20 protein-coding genes and 2 pseudogenes are annotated in these 20,844 nt (G+C 65.0%); 15 read left to right on the top strand and 7 right to left on the bottom strand.

What is annotated here, in order from left to right; all coding sequences use genetic code 11:
- The first annotated feature begins 83 nt into the window (after positions 1 to 83).
- From FCN77_RS03315 to FCN77_RS03260, 13 genes and pseudogenes are all read left to right on the top strand, one after another.
- Positions 84 to 1,409, top strand: coding sequence for an ABC transporter substrate-binding protein (locus FCN77_RS03315; protein WP_175417124.1), 1,326 nt, complete (start codon positions 84 to 86; stop codon positions 1,407 to 1,409).
- 12 nt (positions 1,410 to 1,421) lie between these two features.
- On the top strand, positions 1,422 to 2,384 hold the full coding sequence (locus FCN77_RS03310; protein ID WP_137321110.1) for a carbohydrate ABC transporter permease: 963 nt from the start codon (positions 1,422 to 1,424) through the stop codon (positions 2,382 to 2,384).
- Positions 2,384 to 3,277, top strand: coding sequence for a carbohydrate ABC transporter permease (locus FCN77_RS03305; protein ID WP_137321109.1), 894 nt, complete (start codon positions 2,384 to 2,386; stop codon positions 3,275 to 3,277). The genes FCN77_RS03310 and FCN77_RS03305 overlap by 1 nt, the downstream gene beginning before the upstream one ends.
- A gap of 42 nt (positions 3,278 to 3,319) precedes the next feature.
- Complete coding sequence (locus FCN77_RS03300; protein WP_137321108.1) at positions 3,320 to 4,069, top strand: sugar phosphate isomerase/epimerase; 750 nt, start codon at positions 3,320 to 3,322, stop codon at positions 4,067 to 4,069.
- Entirely contained in the window at positions 4,066 to 5,184 is a 1,119-nt protein-coding gene (locus FCN77_RS03295; RefSeq protein WP_137321107.1) for a Gfo/Idh/MocA family protein, read from the top strand. Before FCN77_RS03300 ends, FCN77_RS03295 begins: the two co-directional genes overlap by 4 nt.
- Positions 5,185 to 5,194: 10 nt before the next feature.
- Complete coding sequence (locus FCN77_RS03290; RefSeq protein WP_137321106.1) at positions 5,195 to 6,394, top strand: Gfo/Idh/MocA family protein; 1,200 nt, start codon at positions 5,195 to 5,197, stop codon at positions 6,392 to 6,394.
- A gap of 1 nt (position 6,395) precedes the next feature.
- Positions 6,396 to 7,396, top strand: a pseudogene (locus FCN77_RS03285) (sugar phosphate isomerase/epimerase family protein).
- 52 nt (positions 7,397 to 7,448) lie between these two features.
- Complete coding sequence (locus FCN77_RS03280) at positions 7,449 to 8,351, top strand: PD40 domain-containing protein (RefSeq protein ID WP_137321105.1); 903 nt, start codon at positions 7,449 to 7,451, stop codon at positions 8,349 to 8,351.
- A 1-nt stretch (position 8,352) separates the two neighbouring features.
- Positions 8,353 to 9,387 carry a Gfo/Idh/MocA family protein gene (locus FCN77_RS03275; protein WP_254678828.1) on the top strand — a complete coding sequence of 345 codons (1,035 nt, stop codon included), beginning with the start codon at positions 8,353 to 8,355 and terminating at the stop codon, positions 9,385 to 9,387.
- Positions 9,380 to 9,532 (top strand): hypothetical protein, encoded by a 153-nt coding sequence (locus FCN77_RS25785; protein ID WP_175417083.1) that lies wholly within the window; start codon positions 9,380 to 9,382, stop codon positions 9,530 to 9,532. The genes FCN77_RS03275 and FCN77_RS25785 overlap by 8 nt, the downstream gene beginning before the upstream one ends.
- 10 nt (positions 9,533 to 9,542) lie before the next feature.
- Positions 9,543 to 10,121, top strand: coding sequence for a GNAT family N-acetyltransferase (locus FCN77_RS03270; RefSeq protein ID WP_137321103.1), 579 nt, complete (start codon positions 9,543 to 9,545; stop codon positions 10,119 to 10,121).
- A 90-nt stretch (positions 10,122 to 10,211) separates the two neighbouring features.
- Positions 10,212 to 10,928 carry a DsbA family oxidoreductase gene (locus FCN77_RS03265; RefSeq protein WP_137321102.1) on the top strand — a complete coding sequence of 239 codons (717 nt, stop codon included), beginning with the start codon at positions 10,212 to 10,214 and terminating at the stop codon, positions 10,926 to 10,928.
- 52 nt (positions 10,929 to 10,980) lie between these two features.
- The gene (locus FCN77_RS03260) at positions 10,981 to 11,604 is read left to right on the top strand and encodes a TetR/AcrR family transcriptional regulator (protein ID WP_137321101.1); all 624 of its coding nucleotides are present in this window, start codon (positions 10,981 to 10,983) and stop codon (positions 11,602 to 11,604) included.
- 2 nt (positions 11,605 to 11,606) lie between these two features.
- Here the strand turns inward: FCN77_RS03260 and FCN77_RS03255 are convergent, their stop codons facing one another.
- Together FCN77_RS03255 and FCN77_RS03250 are read right to left on the bottom strand one after the other, a co-directional pair.
- On the bottom strand, positions 11,607 to 12,272 hold the full coding sequence (locus FCN77_RS03255) for a LytR C-terminal domain-containing protein (RefSeq protein ID WP_137321100.1): 666 nt from the start codon (positions 12,270 to 12,272) through the stop codon (positions 11,607 to 11,609).
- Positions 12,265 to 12,563: pseudogene (locus FCN77_RS03250) on the bottom strand (type II toxin-antitoxin system VapB family antitoxin). Before FCN77_RS03250 ends, FCN77_RS03255 begins: the two are co-directional and overlap by 8 nt.
- A gap of 147 nt (positions 12,564 to 12,710) precedes the next feature.
- Between FCN77_RS03250 and FCN77_RS03245 the strand changes: the two are divergent.
- Both FCN77_RS03245 and FCN77_RS03240 read left to right on the top strand, forming a co-directional pair.
- Positions 12,711 to 13,625, top strand: coding sequence for a hypothetical protein (locus tag FCN77_RS03245; RefSeq protein WP_137321099.1), 915 nt, complete (start codon positions 12,711 to 12,713; stop codon positions 13,623 to 13,625).
- A 299-nt stretch (positions 13,626 to 13,924) separates the two neighbouring features.
- Positions 13,925 to 15,340, top strand: coding sequence for a stealth family protein (locus FCN77_RS03240; protein ID WP_137321098.1), 1,416 nt, complete (start codon positions 13,925 to 13,927; stop codon positions 15,338 to 15,340).
- A 6-nt stretch (positions 15,341 to 15,346) separates the two neighbouring features.
- Here the strand turns inward: FCN77_RS03240 and FCN77_RS03235 are convergent, their stop codons facing one another.
- The 5 genes from FCN77_RS03235 to FCN77_RS03215 form a co-directional block, all read right to left on the bottom strand.
- A complete protein-coding gene (locus FCN77_RS03235) occupies positions 15,347 to 16,294 on the bottom strand; it encodes a phosphodiesterase (protein ID WP_137321097.1) in 948 nt (315 codons plus the stop codon).
- Positions 16,295 to 16,489: 195 nt separating this feature from the next.
- Entirely contained in the window at positions 16,490 to 17,701 is a 1,212-nt protein-coding gene (fdhA, locus tag FCN77_RS03230; protein ID WP_137321096.1) for a formaldehyde dehydrogenase, glutathione-independent, read from the bottom strand.
- Positions 17,702 to 18,007: 306 nt separating this feature from the next.
- On the bottom strand, positions 18,008 to 19,129 hold the full coding sequence (locus FCN77_RS03225; RefSeq protein ID WP_137321095.1) for an ABC transporter ATP-binding protein: 1,122 nt from the start codon (positions 19,127 to 19,129) through the stop codon (positions 18,008 to 18,010).
- Positions 19,130 to 19,141: 12 nt separating this feature from the next.
- Complete coding sequence (locus FCN77_RS03220) at positions 19,142 to 19,969, bottom strand: ABC transporter permease (protein WP_137321094.1); 828 nt, start codon at positions 19,967 to 19,969, stop codon at positions 19,142 to 19,144.
- Entirely contained in the window at positions 19,956 to 20,843 is an 888-nt protein-coding gene (locus FCN77_RS03215) for an ABC transporter permease (protein ID WP_137321093.1), read from the bottom strand. Before FCN77_RS03215 ends, FCN77_RS03220 begins: the two co-directional genes overlap by 14 nt.
- Position 20,844 lies beyond the last annotated feature (1 nt).

The following is a 20,844-nucleotide window of genomic DNA, read 5'->3' as shown; positions in this document are numbered from 1 at the left end:
TTCCAGTTCCTCAAGTCAACATCCACTCATTGTCGAGAAGGGCCCGGGCATTCAGTCACTCCGGGCCCTGAAAGGAAACCATCGTGTCTACCAAACCCTCCATCGCATCTTCCGCCTTCTCCCGGCGGGGGTTCCTGGGCTTCGCTGCCGCAGCGGCCTCAGTTCCCCTCCTGGCCGCCTGCGGCGGCGGCTCCGCTTCGCAGGGCGGCGGTGGAAGCGCGGGCGGAACCATCAAGTTCTGGGACATGCCGTGGGCCACCCCGGCGTACAACGACGCCGCCAAGAAGATCGCTGAAGGCTTCTCCGGGGCCAACAGCAAGGCCAGCTACCAGATCATCCAGTGGAACAACTTCTACCAGACGTTCTCCTCGGCGATCGCGTCCAAGACCGGTCCGGCAGTCTCCACCGGCGGCGGTTTCCAAGCCTTCCAGTTCGAGAAGCAGGGCCAGATCGCGTACGCAGACAAGGTGATCGAGAAGCTCAAGAGCAACGGCCAGTTCGACGACTTCCTGCCGGGCGTGCTGGACCCGTTCAAGACTGACAAGGGGTACGTAGCTGTCCCGTGGCAGCTGGACATGCGCGTGTTCTGGTACCGCAAGTCGCTGTTCGAGAAGGCCAACGTGGCACTTCCGACCGACTGGCCGTCCCTCCTCGAAGCCGGCAAGGCACTCAAAAAGGTCGGCGCGTTCGGCTTCACCACCGGTGCCGGGTCAGGCAACAACTACGCCAACCACTCCATGATCATGATGATGGTCAACAACGGCGGCGGTGTCTTCACCAAGGACGGCGAACTTGACCTGATGAACGACCGCAACGTCGAAGCCATGGAATTCGTCCTGGAACTGGTGTCCAACGGAATCGTCGATCCCGCCGCCGTCAGCTACACCACCGACAACATGTCCGCCCAGTGGAAGGACGGCAAAGCCGGCTACGGCCTGTTCCAGGTCAATGTCCCGCAGCGCGTTGGCGACACCTCCGGCGACCTGCTCGTGGCGGACCCCATCAAGGGCCCGCACGGGGACAAGGCAACCATCGTTTTCCCCAACAACATCATGATGTACACCAACACTCCGTCCCAGGAGGCATCCGAGGAATTCCTGGTCTACTACCTGGGCCAGCTCAAGGAACTGTGGCGCCAAAAGCTGATGTCCGCCCTGCCGGTCTTCAAGTCCATCACCGAGATCCCCGAGTTTGCGTCCGACCCCAATAACGTCAAGATCGTCAAGGAGTGGCAGCCCATCGCCAAGACCTTCGCTTCCCAGGGCAACACGCTGAACGCGAACCTCGCGGCCCTCGATGGCGGCCAGGCACTGAACCAGTTCAGCCAGACCATCATTACTGGCAAGTCCGATGCCAAGACCGCACTGCAGACCTTCCAGTCCGCCCTCGAATCGGTTCTGAAAAAGTAGAGCGGCCAGTCCATGACAACCACTACAGCGCAGTCCGGACTTAGCCGGGCCCGCAAGGGAATCGCTCCCGGCGGGGGCGGGAGCGGGAGCGGCAACCGCAAGAGCAAGCTGTCCGCTCAAACCACCAGGACGTTCATCTGGCTCCTGATCCCGTCCGTGGTCCTGCTGGTCCTGATCCACGGTTATCCCCTTATCTACGCGGCAGTCCAGGCCACGCACGACGGAGACCTGCTGCAAACTGGAAACTTCGTCGCCGGCGACAACTTTGCCGCTGTCCTGTCCTCCCCGGCCTTCTGGAAGGCGGCGCAGTTCACCCTGATGTTCACCATCGTCGGCGTGTTCGGCTCCTGGCTGGTCGGCCTGGGCCTGGCGTTGTTACTCCGCACCAGAATCCCCGCCGGCGGCACCTTCAAGGTCCTCCTCCTGCTGCCCTGGGTCGTCCCCATTGTGGTGTCCTCGACCGCCTGGAACTGGTTGGTGGCCACTCCGGACAGCCTCATTCCTTCCCTCTTCCGCAACTTCGGTTTGGGCACTCCGCTGTTCCTGGCCGATCCCAATCTCGCCGCCATCACCGTGATGGTGTTCAAGGTCTGGGTCAGCTTCCCGTTCATGATGATGATGATCTCGGCGGCCCTCGCCTCCGTGGACACCACCGTCTACGAAGCGGCCAGCATGGACGGCGCCACGCGCTGGCAGCAGTTCAGCCAGATCACCCTGCCCCTGATTGCCCGGTCCACTTACATCTCCTGGATTTTGATGACGATCTTCTGCGTCAATGACTTCCCCACCATCTACCTGCTGACAGGCGGCGGCCCGGTCAACGCCACCACTTCCCTGGTGGTCCTGGCCTACCGCACGGTCTTCCAGGACTTCGCCACCGGACCCGGCGTGGCCATCGCGTTCCTGATGACCATGACCCTGGTGGTTATCTCCGTTCTTCTGTACCGCCAGATCCGAAAGTCGAGCGTCGAATAATGAGCGCAGCAGTCCACGCCCATCCCCAGTCCGGGCCAGTCCTCGGCGTCGCCGGACCGGCCAAGAACAAGCGCGTCCTCTCCGAAGCGGGCGATCGCGGCCGCTGGTGGCGGTTCACCGCCATCCTGCTCATCACCGCGATAGTCCTGGTGCCGATCATGGTCACGGTGGTGCTCGCCTTCACCCCCGGGCCCACCAGCACCGCTACCGGCCTGACATTCGAGAACCTCGCCAACGTGTTCTCCGGCACGCTGGCGGCCACCTGGCTGCAGAACAGCCTGATCACCACCCTCTCCACCGTGGTGGTGTCCGTCGCGGTGGCCGCACCGGCCGGCTACGTCCTCTCCCGCGGGCGCAGCAAGGCCGTCTCCGGGTACTCCCTGCTGCTGTTCGTCATGCAGTCACTGCCCATCATCACCTCCGTGGTCCCGCTCTTCATCCTGTTCGCAGGCATGGGCCTGGTGGACAACCTGCTGGGCATCACCATCATCTATGTCGGCTCGACCATGACCGTCGCGACGTGGATGATGGCCGCTTACTTCGACTCCATCCCGATCAGCCTCGAAGAAGCGTCATGGATCGATGGCTGCTCCGTCTTCGGATCGTTCACCAAAGTGGTGCTCCGAAACTCACTTCCCGGCATCCTCTCCACCGCGATCTTCGCCTTCCTGCTGGCCTGGAACGACTACCTCGTAGCCATCGTGTTCCTGCGCTCCAACGAGATCTTCACCCTCCCCATGGGTGTGCAGTCCTTCTTCCAGCAGAACGCCACGGACTGGACCTCAGTCATGGCACTGGCCGTGGTGATGATGCTCCCGCCCATCATCGTCTTCGCCACCTTGAACAAGTACTTCAGCGTCGGCGGCATCGGCGGCTCCCTCGCCGGCCGCTAGGCCCTGATCCCTATTTCGAACAAACTCCCGCAAAGGAACAACATGTCCTACTCACTCCAGCTCTACACCCTGCGCCACGCCATCCAGGAAGACCTGCCCGGCACTATCAGGAAGGTCGCGGAGATCGGCTTCACGCAGGTCGAGCCCTACAACTTCGTGGCCACGGCCAAGGAACTCGGTGCCGCCCTGAAGGAGAACGGCCTCACCGCCCCGTCCGGCCACGCACCCCTGCTCAGCCAGGACCAGGATGAGATCTTCGCCGCCGCCAAGGAACTGGGCATCAGCACCGTCATCGACCCGTTCCTGCCGGCCGAGCACTGGCAGAAGGCCGAGGATATCCAGGCCACCGCCGCGAAGCTCAACGAAGCAGCCAAAAAGGGCGCCGAATACGGCATCCGCGTCGGATATCACAACCACGCCTGGGAACTGGAGTCCACCATCGAGGGCCGCACGGCGCTGGAGTACTTCGCCGACCTCCTGGACCCGGAGCTGGTGCTGGAAGTGGACACCTACTGGGTTGCCGTCGGCGGCCAGGACCCCGTCGACATCCTGACAAAACTCGGTGACCGGGTGAAGTTCATCCACATCAAGGACGGCCCGCTGAACACCGACACCAAGGCACAGCAGCCCGCCGGGCAGGGCAAGATCGCCGTGTGGGACGTCATCGGCGCCGCGAAGTCCCTGGAAGTGGGCGTCGTGGAGTTCGACGATTACTCCGGCGAGATCTTCGACGGCATCACCCAGAGCCTGGCCTTCCTGAACGCCGATGCAAGCCAAGGAGCCCGGGCATGAGCGGCGCTTCATCCCGCCGGGGGCCGGTGGGAGTCGCCGTCATCGGCGCCGGCAACATCAGCAAGCAGTACCTGGATAACCTCACGGTCTTCCCGGACCTGTTGGTCCACGTCATCGCCGATCTCTTCGAGGACTCCGCCGCCGCCCGGGCGAAGGAATACGGGATCGCCGAGTCCGGCGGCGTGGACGCGGCCCTGAACCATCCCGACGTCGAAATCATCGTCAACCTCACCATCCCGGCCGCGCACGTGGAGGTGGCCACCGCCGCCGTCAACGCCGGCAAGCATGTGTGGACCGAGAAGCCATTCTCGCTGGACCGCGACTCGGGGCTGGGGTTGCTGAAGGCAGCGGACGCCGCGGGGCTCCGGCTCGGCTGCGCGCCGGACACGTTCCTGGGCGCAGGGCTGCAGACCGCCCGGCGGCTGATTGAGCGCGGCGACATCGGCACGCCGTTGACCGCCATGACCACATTCCAGACCCCCGGCCCGGAGTCCTGGCACCCGAATCCGGCGTTCCTCTTCCAGTACGGCGCCGGGCCCCTTTTCGACATGGGTCCGTACTACCTCACCGCGCTGGTCCAGACGTTCGGCTCCGTGCGCCGCGTTGCAGCCCTCGGGTCCAAGGCCAAGGAAGTCCGGGTCATCGGCTCCGGCCCCAAGCTTGGTGAGGAGTTCACGGTCGAAGTGCCCACCCACGTGTCCGCGATGGCCCAGTTCGAGGGCGGCCAGTCCTCGCACAGCGTCTTTTCGTTCGAGTCGCCGCGGCAACGGATGGGTTTCGTGGAGATCACCGGCACGGAAGCCACCATTTCCCTCCCGGATCCCAACTATTTCGACGGCGACGTGCGGCTCTGGCGCGCGGGCGACGAAGACTGGACCGTCATCCCCGCCACCGGCCCGTCCAACGGCCGCGGCATGGGTGTGCTGGACATGGCCCGTTCCATCCGTGCCGGTGTCCCGCACCGCGCCACGGGCAACCTCGCCTACCACGTGCTCGACACCATGGTCTCGATCTCCGAGTCCGTCGAATCCGGCACCTTTGTCAACGTCGAAAGCTCCGCTCCCGCATCCCAGGCCCTCCCCGAGGACTGGGACCCCAGCGCTTCCACACTCTAGGAATCAGGCAATGAACTCCCCAGACAGCAAGGACGGCACCAACCCGGGCAGCAGGACCCTGGGCGTGGCGATGATCGGCTACGCGTTCATGGGCAAGGCCCACTCGAACGCGTGGCGGAATGTTGCATCCTACTTCGACGTCCCGGCCTTCGAGCAGAAGGTGCTCGTGGGCCGGGGCGCCGGACAAGTCGCCGCAGCCGCGGCCAAGTACGGCTGGGCGGAATCCGCGACAGACTGGCGTTCCGTCATCGCCAGGGACGACATCCACATCGTGGACATCTGCGCCCCGGGCTGGATGCATGCCGAGATCGCCATCGCGGCGCTCGAGGCGGGCAAGCACGTCCTGGTCGAGAAGCCGCTGGCGAACACCCTCGCCGAGGCCGAAGCGATGACTGACGCCGCCGCGGCGGCCCGGGAACGCGGCGTGCAGTCGATGATCGGGTTCAACTACCGCCGCGTCCCTGCCCTGGCCCTGGCCAGGGAGCTCATCGCGGAAGGCCGGCTGGGCACGGTCCGGCACGTCCGCGCCGCGTACCTGCAGGACTGGCTGGTGGACGAGGACTCCCCCATGACCTGGCGGCTGAACAAGGAAACCGCCGGGTCCGGGGCCCTGGGCGACATCGCCTCCCACGCGATCGACCAGGTGCTGTTCCTGCTGGGCGGCACGGTCACCGAGGTTTCCGGCCGGCTGCACACCTTCGTGTCCCACCGCCCCGGGGCGGACGGCCTGGAAGAGGTGACGGTCGACGACGCCGCCTGGGCCACGCTGACCCTGGACTCCGGGACCATCGCCTCCGTGGAGGTCTCGCGCATGGCCACCGGCCAGAAGAACAGCCTGAAACTCGAGATCTACGGGGACAAGGGATCCCTGCTCTTTGACCTGGAAGCCATCAACGAGCTGGGCTTCATGGACGCCACCGTCCCGGTCCGGGAACAGGGCTTCCGGCGGATCCTGGTCAACGAACCCGAGCACCCGTTCATGGATGCCTGGTGGCCGCAGGGCCACGTGATCGGCTGGGAACACACCTTCACGCACGAAATCCGGGACTTCCTCACCGCGATCAGCGGCGGCACCGCCCCGTCGCCGTCGTTCGAAGAGGGACTGGCCGTGCAGCGGGTGCTGTCCGCCATCGAAGAATCCGCCAACGCCAAGTCCTCCCTCATCCAGCTCACCACCCCCGCCACCGTCCCCGCCACCGAAGGATCCTGACATGTCCCGCCCGTATACCCTGTTCACCGGCCAGTGGGCCGACCTGCCCTTCGAGGAAGTCGCGCGCCTCGCCTCCGGCTGGGGCTACGAGGGCCTCGAAATCGCCGTCTCCGGGGACCACCTGGACGCCTGGCGCTGGGACGAGCCCGGCTACGTCGAGTCCAAACTCGCCGTGCTGGAGAAGTACAACCTGAAGGTCTGGGCCATCTCCAACCACCTCAAGGGCCAGGCCGTCTGCGATGACCCCATCGACTTCCGGCACGAAGCCATCGTCGGGTCCCGGGTCTGGGGCGACGGCGACCCCGAAGGCGTCCGCCAGCGCGCCGCGGAGGAAATGAAGCACACCGCCCGGCTCGCCAAAGCCCTCGGCGTCGACACCGTCGTCGGATTCACCGGCTCCTCCATCTGGCAATACGTCGCGATGTTCCCGCCGGTCCCGGAGAAGGTCATCGAGGCCGGCTATCAGGACTTCGCGGACCGCTGGAACCCCATCCTGGACGTCTTCGACGAATGCGGGGTCCGCTTCGCCCACGAGGTCCACCCCTCCGAAATCGCCTACGACTACTGGACCACCGTCCGCACCCTCGAAGCAATCGGGCACCGCCCGGCGTTCGGGCTGAACTGGGACCCGTCCCACTTCATGTGGCAGGGCATCGACCCCGTCTCCTTCATCTGGGACTTCAAGGACCGGATCTACCACGTGGACTGCAAGGACACCAAGCTCCGCCCCACCGGCCGCAACACCGTGATGGGCTCGCACCTGCCCTGGGGCGACCCACGCCGCGGCTGGGACTTCGTCTCGGCCGGACGCGGCGACGTCCCCTGGGAATCCTCCTTCCGGGCGCTGACCGCGATCGGCTACCACGGCCCATCTCCATCGAGTGGGAAGACGCCGGCATGGACCGCCTCCACGGCGCCCCCGAAGCCCTCGCAGCGCTGAAGAAGTTCGACTTCCCCGCCTCCCAGACAAGCTTCGACGCCGCCTTCAGCAGCAAGGACTAGGGCTGATGGAGCTCTCTGATGTCGTGCAGGGGGCGGAACCCGGGGAAGTCCAGTGATCCGGACCCTCCAGCCCGGCCAGCGCCGCGAGGTCTGGATCGCGTCGGTCACCGGCGAGCGCGAGTTGGTGTACGCGGCGGACGACGTCCTCCTGGAGGCGCCCAACTGGACCCTCGACGGCACGGCACTCGTCCTTAACGGGGACGGAAAGCTCTGGACGTTCGATGTGGAGAGCCGTAAAGTCGCGCAGGTGCCCCTAACCGGTATCCCGGACCTTAACAACGATCACGTCCTGGCGCCCGACGGCACCGGCATCTTCCTCTCGGGGAATGACGGCCACATCTACCGCGCGGAACTCGACGGCGGTGCGGCCCGGATGATCACCGTGGACGACGGGTCCTTTCATTTCCTCCATGGAGTGAGCCCGGATGGGCGGGAGCTGGCCTATGTGGGCATCGAAGCCGGCGACTTCACCCAGCCGGGCAGGCTCATGACAGTCCCGGTCAGCGGCGGGGCCACCACCCCGCTGAACGTCGACGGGCACTGCGACGGTCCCGAGTACTCTCCGGACGGCGAATGGCTGTACTTCAACACCGAAGCGTTCACGGACCAACCCGGGCATGCCCAGCTGGCCAGGATCCCGGCACCGGACGGAAACTCCAGCGGCGGCGCGCCGGAACAACTGATGGAGAGTGAAACCGTCGACTGGTTTCCCCATCTCTCCCCCGACGGACAGTTGGCCAGCTACATCCGCTTCCCGGGCGGCACGGTGGGCCACCCCGCGGACCTGCCGGTCGACGTCGTGCTTGTCCCTGCCGGCGACTGGACCACACCGCTGCAGACCAGGCATCTCTTCGGCGGCCAGGGGACGCTCAATGTCAACAGCTGGTCCCCCGATTCCACCCGGTTCGCGTACGTTGCGTACCCACTCGCCACCACCGATACAACAAAGGACTAACGTGACCAACCACCCCAATGGCACTTCCGACGGACAAGTCCGCTGGGGAATCCTCGGCACCGGATTCATCGCGGGCCTGCAAACGCAGGACCTGATCGAGAACGGTTTTACCGTGCAGGCCGTAGGTTCCCGCAACGCGGAATCGAGCCGGCAGTTCAGTGAAAAGTTCAGCATTCCGACTGCCCACGAGAGCTACGAAGCACTGGTCGCGGACCCGGACGTCGACGTTGTGTACGTTGCCACGCCGCACACATACCACCATGCCCACGCCCTGCTCGCATTGAATGCCGGAAAGCACGTGCTGGTGGAGAAGCCGTTCACCATCAACGCCCGGGAAGCGCAGGAAATCTTTGCGCTGGCTGAGGCCAAAGGCCTTGTGGCGCTGGAGGCCATGTGGAGCCGCTTCCTCCCGCATATGATCCGGCTCCGCGAGATCATCCAGGACGGCACGCTCGGCGAGGTCCGAAAGATCATCGCCAGCCACAACCAGAACCTCCCCAAGGACCCTGCCCACCGGCTGAACGATCCTGCCCTGGGAGGCGGGGCGCTGCTGGACCTCGGCGTCTACCCTGTTTCCTTCGCCATTGACATCTTCGGCACTCCGGAGAACATCCGGGCCAGCGCCTCCATGACGGCCACGGGCGTGGACCGTCAGACCGCGGCGATCTTCGAATACGCACAGGGACAGCAGGCCCTCCTGGACTGTGAGCTGGATGCCGCCGGCCCCAACCGGGCAGTGGTCATCGGGACCGAAGGGTGGATCGACATCGAGTCCACTTGGTACAACCCCACTCCTTTCACCCGGTTCGACTCCCAGGGAAACGTTCAGGAGAAGTTCCATCAGCCCGTGAACAGCCGGGGGATGCAGTTCCAGGCCGCCGAGATGGAGCGGCTGGTCCGGGCCGGCGCGACAGCGGGCAGGGTTCTTCCCCCGGGCGGGAGCCTGGCCGTCATGGCCGCCATGGACGAGATCCGCCGTCAGATCGGCCTTAGCTACGACGCTGATTCCACACCCGAAGGGAACAGCAATGACTGACGCCGTCTCCCCGCGGATCGCCGAACTGCGCGGGCACGAGGAAGAACTGGTCTTCCCCAGCTTTGACCACCACGACGCCTGGCGGCTCGGCTCGCTGATCGCCAACCGCAGCATCGGGACATACCTCAAGGAAGCCGCGGACTAGAGTTCTAGGCATGACGCACACCATCCGGAAAGCAACCGCGGACGACGCCGGCCGGCTGGCCGCGCTTGCCGCCGTCACCTTTCCGCTCGCCTGCCCGCCGGAGTCCACACCCGCCGATATCGCCGCACACCTGGCGGCAACGCTCAGCGAAGCAAACTTCCAAAACTACCTGGCGGACCCCGGGATCACGGTGTTGGTAATCGATTCCGACGGCGAACTCCGTGGCTACAGCATGCTGGTGGACCGTCCCCCAGGGGATCCGGAGGTCGCGGCCGTGCTGACGGCCCTTCCGGCCACCGAGCTCAGCAAATGCTACGTCCACCCCGACCATCACGGTCTGGGCGCTGCGGCTGAGCTGATGCAGGCCAGCATCAGCGAAGCTTCAGCCGCCGGGGCCAACGGGATCTGGCTGGGCGTCAACAGCCAGAACGCCAAGGCCATCCGCTTCTACGAGAAGTCGGGGTTCCGGAAAGTCGGCACCAAGTCCTTCACCCTGGGCAGCACGGTGGAGCACGACTTCGTGATGGAGCGCGCACTCCCCACTCCCCAGCGCGAACTGGCAGCTGATGCCCTCAAATCCCCGCTGTGAGGGCATCTGCTGCCGGTTCGCGCTCCAACAGTGACGAAGCTGACATGCCTGCCGAGGAATGGATCCGGCCGGCAGCGGGTTGTGGCGAGCATGAAGATTGAGATCTGGTCCGACGTCGCGTGCCCCTGGTGCTACATCGGCAAGCGCCGTTTCGAAGCTGCCCTGGCTGAGTTCCCGCACCGCGATTCCGTGGAGGTGCAGTGGCGCAGCTACCAGCTGGACCCCACGCTGCCCGAGCACTATGACGGCACCGAGCTTGAGTACCTCAGCACCCGCAAGGGCATGGCCCCGGCGCAGGTCTCGCAGATGTTCGAACACGTGGCGGAACAGGCGAAGGGCGAGGGCCTGAACTACCGGTTCGACGCCGTCGTGGTTGCCAACAGCTTCACGGCCCACCGGCTGATTCATTTGGCCGCTGCCCACGGGAAGCAGGATGCCGCCAAGGAGCGCCTGCTGAGCGACCACTTTGAGCATGGCAAGGACATTGGCAGCCGGGAATACCTCACGGCGCTGGGACTCGACCTTGGGATCGGCGCCGGTGAGCTGGACGAGCTGTTCACCACCGACAGGTACGCCGACGACGTCCGGCACGATTTCGAGGAAGGCCGGGCCCTCGGGATCAGCGGCGTACCGTTCTTCGTGATCGACCGCAAGTACGGGCTGTCCGGGGCCCAGCCGTCGGCAATGTTCAGCCAGGCACTCACCCAGGCGTGGCAGGAGAAGCAGCCGCTGGTGATGGCCGGCGCCGCGGCCCCGGGCACCGAAACCAGCGCCGAAGCGTGCGGCCCGGACGGCTGCGCGATCTGAGCCACAGGCCCGCCTGCCGAGGTTTGCTGACAGATCGCTGTAAAGTGTCTGTATGCCTAGGATTTCGGCCGCCACGAATGCTGCCCAACGAGCCGAGACCCAACGCCGCATCCTGACGGGCTTTGGCGAACTCCTCTTCACCCACGGCCTGCCCGGACTGACCATGACGGATGTGGCCCGTCATGCCGGCATCGGACGCACTGCCGTGTACAACTACTACGCGGACATCGAAGAGCTCCTGATCGCCTACGCCCTGGACGAGACCGAGCGCTTCCTCGTGGGCCTGCGCGAGTCGCTGCAATCCCTGGAGAACCCCGTTGAGCGGCTGGCACTCTATGTCCGCGCCCAGGTGGAGGACCTGAGCCGCCGCCACCTGCCGCCCGGCCCGGCGATGGCGGCGGTGCTCTCGCCGGCGTCCTTCTCCAAGCTCGCGGACCATGTGGGTGAACTCAGCCTGCTTTTGCAGGACATCCTCAGCGACGCGATGGCGCAGGGCTACCTCCCGGCCGCGGACATTGTGCAGCTGGCGCAGCTCATCCACGGCACGCTGTCCTCCAGCGCGGCCCGGGGCGACGGTACCCCTGACGCCGTGCTGCGCACGGTGCGGTTCATCCAGTTGGGTGCCGGAGCCAGGTTCGACGACGGCGGCCAGCCCGTCCGCCTCGGCCCCCTTTAGCTTCACCCCGCTTTGGGGATCACCGGCCATTTGGAGCTGTCCACTATGCGGCGGCTCTCGCGCGGGCAGCTGAGCTTCCCCGGTGTCTGGTCCACCAGCCCAGGGGCCGTCAGTTCCTTGAACTCACCGGTGAGGATCACGTCCACGCTGCCGTCCGGGCGGCCATCCTGGAAGTAATCCGATTCGGGAAGGTTGCGCTGGACACTGAACGCGGCTGACTGCCCCGCAGCCCCGGAAATTACCGCGGCGACGCCCCGGTAGCCGGACTGGGTGTTGCCCACGTCGGCCACCGCGAATTTCCGGGCCAGGAATTCATCGGCCACGGAACGTGCAAGGCCGGGACGGTTCGTGGCGTTGAAGACGTTGAGGCTGACCTTGTCATTGGGCGTGTAATCAAACGTGGCCGTTGGGCACGCCGACACCGCTGCCCGGCTCCGCTCCGCCGTGGGGATCTTGATCTGTCCGTTCATGATGGCCAGCGCCACAATGATCGCAGCGGCGATCAGCCCCACCAGCAGCACCAGCACCGCTCCGTGCAGGATCCTGAGGCGCACCCGGACGGGATTGTCCCCGGTGTCCTCAGGCTCCACGAACGTGGCCCGCAGCTCCGATCCGGAAACTACGCGGTGTCCGTGCAGGACCGTAATGTCCCTGGGCTTCCTAGCCATCTATCACCAGCACGCGGGCGTGGATGGCGGTGCGCTGGTGCAGGGCGGTCCGGACGGCGCGGTGCAGGCCATCCTCGAGGTAGAGGATCCCCCGGTACTGCACAACATGGGGGAACAGATCGCCAAAGAACGTGGAATCTTCGGCGAGGAGCGCCTCCAGGTCAAGGGTGCGCTTGGTGGTCACCAGCTCATCGAGGCGGACGGGACGCGGCGGAAGCGCAGCCCACTCCTTGGGGTGTTGTAACCATGGTCGGGGTAAGGGCGTCCCTCGCCCACAGCTTTGAATATCACTCTGCAAGCCTATGGAAGTTGCCCGGCCAAGGGAACGAATGACCCAGCGCGGTCCCAAGGTTGTAGCCAAACGGTGACCATTGCCGTCCGAGTGCCGATCGAGGCAACATTCGGCGTCGAGCCTGCCCGGACTGCGAGAATGGAACCATGACTTCACCCGAGAACCCCGCTGCCGCGTCGCCGTCGGCTCCTCCGCTTGCCCTCCTGCTCGACGTCGACGGCCCGGTGGCCAGTCCCGTCACCCGCAATGTGAAGCCGGAGATCATTGCGGACATGGTGGCGCTGGCCGCGGCTGGAATTCCCGTCGTCTTCAACACGGGCCGCTCGGACGCATTCATCCGCGAGCAGGTCATGGAGCCGATGATCGCCGCGGGCATGCCCGCGGGAACGGTCATCCACGCGATCTGCGAAAAGGGCGCCGTCTGGTTCAGCTACACGGCCGCAGGGCCCGGCCCCGTGCACGTTGACCACGAACTCGCCGTTCCGCGCGCCTACGGCGACGACGTCCGCCGGCTGGTGGCCGAGGACTACGACAAGCACATGTTCTTCGACGAAACCAAGCGGGCCATGGTGTCCGTGGAGCAACACATTGATGTGCCCAGCCAGGACTACCTCGACGAGCAGAAACTGTTCGACGCCGACGCCATGGAACTGATGGCACGCCACGGCCTTGGGGTGGTCCGGCTGGACCACCACGCCCCCGATTCCGACGACCAGATCGACTACCGCGTGGATCCAACCATCATCTCCACGGACATCGAGTCCGTGCGGCTGGGCAAGGACCTGGGTGCCAGCCGCGCCGTCGAGCTGCTGGCGGCGCAGGGGATCCGGCCGCAGGCCTGGCGCACGGTGGGCGATTCACGCACCGATTACGCCATGGCCGACTGGCTGCACCACAACGATCACGAGGTCAAGCATGTGGACGTCCGCCCGGCGGACGGGGTTCCCATCAAGCCGTACCAGGTGCTGACTGCCGCGGACCTGGGGCTCGCCGAGGACGTCATCCACGACGACGCCGGAGGGGCGTTCCTGCGCAGCTGGCGGGACGCAGTGGCCGGCTAGGCCGCGCTTTCAGTCCGGCGGCGCGCCGGGCGCGGCAGCCCGCGTGGGAATTCGTGCAGTTTTTTTACGCGGGATATCATGCAGGTAGGCCCCCATAGAAAACAGCTCGGAGAAACACCATTACAGACGCACTCGTTCAGGATGAGATCTACTACGGCGGTCAGGCTTCCGACGACGGCAGGAGCCACCCCGAGATAACGTCGCCGGCCGCTGTTGCACGCCTGAAACACCGCGCCGATGTAGTTCGCCACCGTGGGCGATATGCGCTGATCAATTCCAACCGCACGCCGTACCAGGCAATGGTGGAAGACCTGCTGTTCATCCGCAATGTCCTTGCCGGGGCGGGCCTGGACTATCTCCTGGTCCGCGGCAACAACCACCGGCCCGTCATTGCTCTTGACTGGAAGGACCGGAAGAAGCTTCGGGCCGCGCTGGTGGAGGCGTGCCGCGACGAGCCGGTCTACTCCATGACAGTGGACGCCAAGAAGAAGTCCTCGGTCCTGGTTGCCGACGGTGATCTCTCGCCCAACCGCCATGCGCGGATCTTCCGGCTGTACCGGCCGCGGGTGGAGCCCGACGGCGGGTTCGAGTTCGGTTCCTCTGCGGGCGTGCAGATCGAACTCTGGAGCTTCGAAGGCAACCAGCTGATCCTGCCCATTGAAAACTCCCTCACCCGCCGGACCATGCTGAGCACCGACGCCGTCCGAGGCACCGTGGAACGCTACGGGCACACCTGGCCCACCATCGAGAACATGTTCGCGGACCACGCCAGCGACATCAGCTTCGACATCGACATGGTGTTTTCCTGGGTGGACGGCAGTTCCCCGGAGTACATCGCGGCACGGCGCGCCCGGATGGCCGGAGTGGTCGTGGGAGAAGGCGACGACCACGAGGCCCGTTTCCGCCAGATCGACGAACTGAAGTACGCCCTGCGCTCGGTGTACATGTTCGCGCCGTGGGTGCGGCGGATTTTCATCGCCACGGACTCCCCTGCCCCGGCCTGGCTGGCCGACCACCCCACGGTGACCATTGTGAACAGCGAGGAATTCTTCGCGGATCCGTCTGTGCTCCCGACGCACAACTCGCAGGCTGTCGAGTGCCAGCTGCACCACATCGAGGGGCTGTCAGAGCACTTCCTCTATTCCAATGACGACATGTTCTTCGGCCGCCCGGTGGGTCCGGACCTGTTCTTTACGCCTGGCGGAATCACGAAGTTCATCGAAGCTGAAACCCGGATCGGGCTGGGCGACAATGACGCGGAACGAAGCGGCTTCGAGAACGCGGCAAGGGTGAACCGGAAGCTGCTGTGGGACCGGTTTGGCCGGATCACCACCCGCCACCTGGAGCACACCGCGGCGCCCCTCCGGCGGAGCGTTGTAGCCACCATGGAAGAGGAGTTCCCGGCGGAGTTCGCCAAGACCGCGGCCAGCCGGTTCCGCGCGGCGGACAACATTTCCGTGACGAATTCGTTCTACCACTACTACGCCCTGCTGACCGGACGGGCGGTGACCCAGACTGCTGCGAAGGTCAAGTACGTGGACACCACCGCCCGGGCGGGCCTCAACTACCTGCCCAAACTCCTGTCCAAGCGCAATATGGACTTCTTCTGCCTGAACGACGGCAGCTTCCCCGAGGTGCCCGCCGAGGAACGTGCGGAGCTGGTCACGGCGTTCCTGGAGAAGTACTACCCCATCAAGGCGCCCTGGGAAAAGTAGGGCTGCTCAGCCGCCGCTGCCCAGCCGGATCATGGGGATGCTCTGGGTGGGCGGGTTACCCTGCGTTCTTGCCTGCCGCGGAATCCGGATGCCGGCCGCCGCCAGCCGGCGCTGGGTTTCCGCCGCAGTCACCACCTCGCCCACTGCCGCTGCACTGCCGATGGGAACAACAGAATGCACGATGGTGTGCTCGTACACATGCACAAGGTTGAAAGCCTGGCCGCCGTCACGGGGCCGGGTGCCGCCCACCGGTACGTTCAGGTCCTGCGTGTAGCAGGTGGCGGAGGCCACCGAAACGGGGATGCCTGCGAAGCTGGCAGTGGTGGAGTAATGCAGGTGGCCGGCCAGAATGGTGCGGACATCGGAGTTACGCAGGACCCTGGCCAGGGCCGGCTGGCCACGTAGCTCCACGAGGACGGCCAGGTCCAGCACGGAGGGCACCGGAGGATGGTGCAGTGCCAGGATGGTGCCGTCCGGCGCGGGCGTCTCCAGTTCCGCGGCGAGCCATGCCAACTGCGCATCGCTGAGCTCACCGTGGTGAAAGCCCGGCACAGAGGTGTCCAGCGTGATCACCCGCAGGCCGTTGATGAAGTAGCTGTGGTCCACCGGCGAGTCGTTTCCGGTCTGGTCGAGCAGCCCGGTTCGGAAGTTCTCACGGTCGTCGTGGTTTCCCATGGCCCAGATGACCTGGGCGCCCATTGCCTTGCAGGCGGGTTCCACAATGGCCCGAAGTTTTACGTAGGCCTCGGGTTCACCCTGGTCAGCCAGGTCGCCGGTGAAAATCACGGCTTCCGGACGGGCCCCTGAGGCTCTGACTTCCTCAAACAGTTGTTTCAGGCGGGCTTCGCTGTCCACTGCGCCATAAAGATGATCCGGACCTCCCAACAAGTGGGGATCGCTCAGGTGGAGTAGAAAATGACGTGGCCGGGGGTGTTCGGCCTCGATGAGCTCCATTACTGCCTTCGTGGTTGGTTGGAAGCGGCGCCTCCAGTGTCCCTCTCAGTAATGTCTATCCAATCAGACATTCGGCCAACAATGTGCAAACTTCAGTGGGCATGTTTGAAAAAACGGCAATAACGAGTAGTCCGGCGGACACACACCCGCCCAGGTGTGTGTCCGCCGGCAGGTGGTTACTCAGGTACCGGGCGGCTAGCTCAGGTAGCCGTTGGGATTCAGCACATACTTCGTGGCCGCACCGGCATCGAATTCGGCATAGCCCTTCGGTGCATCATCCAGTCCGATCGCCTTGGCGTTGACGTTCTTGGCGATGTGCACCTTGTCATGCAGGATGGCCATCATCAGCTGCCGGTTGTACTTCATCACAGGACACTGGCCTGTGGTGAAGCCCAGCGACTTGGCCCAGCCGGTGCCGAGGCTTAGCGACAGCGACCCCTTCTTGGCCGCCTCGTCCACACCGCCAGGGTCTCCGGTGACGTAAAGCCCCGGGATTCCCAGCGCACCGCCCGCAGCCGTGATTTCCATCAGCGAATTCAGGACCGTGGCGGGGGCTTCCTGCGCTCCGGAGCCGTGTCCGCGCGCCTCGAACCCGACGGCGTCAACGCCGCAGTCCACTTCCGGGACGCCGAGGATCTGTTCGATCTGTTCCGCGGGTCCGCCCTTGGTGAGGTCAACGGTTTCACAGCCGAAGCTACGGGCTTGTGCCAGTCTCTGCTCATTGAGGTCGCCGACGATCACTGCCGCGGCGCCGAGCAGGTGCGCACTGGTGGCCGCAGCCAGGCCGACAGGGCCCGCGCCCGCAATGTAGACGGTGGAGCCCACACCGACGCCCGCGGTGACCGCACCGTGGAATCCCGTGGGGAAGATGTCCGAAAGCATGGCCAGGTCGAGGATCTTCTCCAGGGCCTGGTCTTTGTCCGGAAACTTCAGCAGGTTCCAGTCGGCGTAGGGCACCAGGACGTAGTTCGCCTGGCCGCCCACCCAGCCGCCCATGTCCACATAGCCGTAGGCGCTTCCCGGACGGTCCGGATTCACGTTGAGGCAGATGCCGGTCTTGCGTTCCTTGCAGTTCCTGCACCGCCCGCACGCGATGTTGAAGGGGACGGAGCAGAAGTCTCCTACTTTGATGAATTCCACGCCTGGGCCCACTTCCACCACCTCACCGGTGATTTCGTGGCCGAGCACCAGGTCCGACGGCGCGGTGGTCCGGCCACGGACCATGTGCTGGTCCGAACCGCAGATGTTTGTCGCGACCGTTTTGAGGATTGCTCCGTGGGGAACAGAGCGCCCCACGTTTGCCGGGTTGACGCCCGGCCCGTCCTTCAGTTCGAAGCTCGGGTAGTCAATGTCGATCACTTCGACCTTGCCCGGCCCCTTATAGGCAACGGCTTTGTTCCCTGTCATCCCATTCCTCCTGGTTTCACGGGCGCCCAAGACGGGGGCCCAGCTGTGATTCATGAAGTACTGATGCATCCTCCCCTGGCAGGTCCGGAACCTGCTTCACCACCCTGCGCTGCAGCGCTGTTCAATTCCCTGTGGCCGCGAAGGCCGCGTGGCCGCGTTGCGGGAGGATGGAGGATCCGGCCAGTCTAGGCCGGAGTGTTGGGAGCCTAACAGGGACAAAGGTCCCGCTTATGTGTCGGGCCGGGACGCCGGCGGCGGAATGATCCCGACGGATCACCCCGGCGTCTTGCCTCCGGGGGGCCTGGCTTAGCCTTCCAGCACCAGAAGCTGGGCCTTGTCAGCGTCCCAGTGCACCCACAGCTCGTCGTCCGGCAGGAACCGGGCTGTGGAATCGGAGCTCAGCTCGCGCAGCTGAAGTTCATGGCCTCCGGCGGTAAGCCGGTGCCGCATCGTTGCGCCCAGATTGGTGGAGGTGACCAGCTTGGCGGCGCAGCCGTTGCCACCTGCAGCCGGGGAACTGAATTTGAGGTGCTCGGGACGGATTGAGACAGCATAATTCCTTCCAATCGCGCCGCGGTCGCGTACGCGGGCGAGACCCAGTCCGCCAAGGTCCACCACCGCTTCGTCACCCTTGCGTTCCACTATGGTGCACGGAATCAGGTTCGTGTCGCCGAGGAAGCTGGCCACCCAGTCCGTGAGGGGATGATTGTAGACGTCTTCCGGCGCTCCGGACTGGACAATCTTGCCGTCCTTCATCACCACGATCCGGTCGGACATCGCCATCGCTTCGTCCTGGTCATGGGTGACGAACAGCACCGAGATGCCGAGGCTCTTCTGCAGCGTCTTGATTTCCTCCTGCATTTGCTCGCGGAGCCGCTTGTCCAGGGCGGCCATGGGCTCATCCAGAAGGAGGGCAGCGGGGTTGAACACCAGAGCCCGGGCCAGCGCCACCCTCTGCTGTTGCCCACCCGACAGCTGGCGCGGCTTCCGGTCTCCCATTTTTCCCAGACCCACCCTGACCAGGGTTTCCTCGGCGCGCCGCCGCCGTTCCGCGCGGGGCACCTTGCGCATGCGGAGAGCAAATTCCACGTTTTCAAGGGCGCTCATATGCGGGAACAGCGCATAGTTTTGGAACACCACGCCAAGGTTCCGGTCCCGCGGCGGAAGCGTGTCAACGGGTTTGCCGTCGATCAGCACAGTCCCGGACGTGTGGTCCTCGAAGCCCGCCACCATCATCATGGTGGTGGTTTTGCCGGACCCGCTGGGGCCGAGCAGGGTGACGAACTCGCCGGGCTGGACGGTCAAGTCCATCTGGTCCACGGCCACGACGTCGCCGTAGCTCTTGCGGACCTGACGGAGTTCGATCGATCCCTGGGCGGCGGCGTGGGCCCTGGGCTTTTGCTGTGCGGAAATCATTGATGTGCTCATCGGCTTATTCCTTTACGTGTGGGCGGGTGCGGCCAGCGGCAGCATCCGGGTTGTGGAGCGGCGCCTCAGGACGAACATGACCTGGAGGAGGAGCCCGAAGGTGGCCACGCTGACCAGGAGGGCGGATGAGACCGCGATCTTGGGAGTCAGGTTGAACTGGATGTCCGTGAACATCTTCACGGGCAGGGTGGTCGCGGCCGGCGACTGCATGAACAGGGACATCACGGTCTCGTCAATCGACACTGAGAAGGCGAACAGTGCTCCGGAGATCAGCCCGGGCAGGATGATCGGCAAATACACGTGGCGCAGCACGGAGAGCGGCCCGGCGCCGAGGCTTTGTGCTGACCGGACCAGCGCCGGGTTCAGTCCGGCCAGGCTCGCACGGGTGGTGAGGTAGACGTACGGCGTGGCAATCACGGCGTGCGCCAGGCCGATGGGGAGGATGCTGCCAACCATCCCGATCGCGATGAAGAACTGGTAGAACGCCAGAGCCAGCACCACGGTGGGGACAATCATCGGCGCCAGGATCAGCCCCACCAACGCTGGTTGTCCGGTGAATTTGCGCCCGTGCATGCCAATGGCCGCGGTGGCGCCAAGCAGGACCCCGATGACGACGGCGATTCCGGCCGATTGCAGGCTGGCCGTCAGGGCCGAGGTCCACGCCTTGTCGGCAAAGAAACCTGCCACCGCTGCGAAAGACAGCCCTTCGGGCGGAAAAGTGATGTACCGGCTGTCGTTGAGTGCCACCGGCACCACGATCGCCGTGGGGATCACCAGGAACAGGAAGACCGGCAGGGAAAGCAACGCAACGAGGCGGTGCTGCGGGCTAGTTGTCTTCATGCTGTCCTCCTGCTTTGAGTACGCGCTGGTATACCGCCACCAGGATGCTGACCATGACCGTCAGGACCACAGCAAGGGCTGCGGCTCCGGAGAAGTCCGTCAGCTGGCGTGCGTAGTAGTCAATCTGGTTCGCGATCATCATGTCGCCGGGGCCTCCCATGACCACCGGTGTGATGAAGAACCCCGTGCTGATGATGAAGACCAGGAGGCCTGCGGCGGAGACGCCCGGGGCGCTGAGCGGCAAGGTGATCCTGCGGAACACGGAGGCCTCGGAGGCCCCGAGTGAGCGGGCCGCGAGGCCAAGCCTGTCGTCAATGGATGTCAGCGACGAGAAGATCGGGAACACCGCATACGGGAGGAGGCAATGGACCATTCCGACGATGACGGCGAACCGGTTGTGCAGGAGTTCCACCGGCGCGTCGGTCAGGCCGATGCCCTGCAGGAACGCGTTGACGATGCCGTTGTCCTGCAGCAGCACCGCCCAGGCGAAGTTCTTCACCAGGATTCCGGTCCAGAAGGGCAGGAGCACGACGGCGAAGAGAACAACGCGCATGACGTTGCCGGCGCTGCAGAGCACCACCGCAATGACGTAGCCCAGGGCCACGGTCACCAGTGTGGATGCGAGGCTGATGGTCAGCGTGTTCACCAGCGAGCGCACCACGAGCGGGTCCTCCAGCACCCGCTGGTAGGCATTGTCGGCGAAGCTTGACGCCACGAGTTTTCCAAGCGGAGTCAGGAACAGGACGACGTCGAAGGCGAGGATCGGGGCCAGCAGCAGCCACCAGCCGGTGCGCCGCCGTCGGGGTGCTGGTTCTGCGGAGGGAGGCGCACCGCGGCCGTCCGGCCGGGACCGTTGCAGGGTTGCAGTACTCATC

Source organism: Arthrobacter sp. 24S4-2, from assembly GCF_005280255.1.
Lineage (GTDB): Bacteria > Actinomycetota > Actinomycetes > Actinomycetales > Micrococcaceae > Arthrobacter.
The sequence above is the reverse complement of the archived record's forward strand: the minus strand, read 5'-3'. Positions and strand labels throughout refer to the sequence as shown.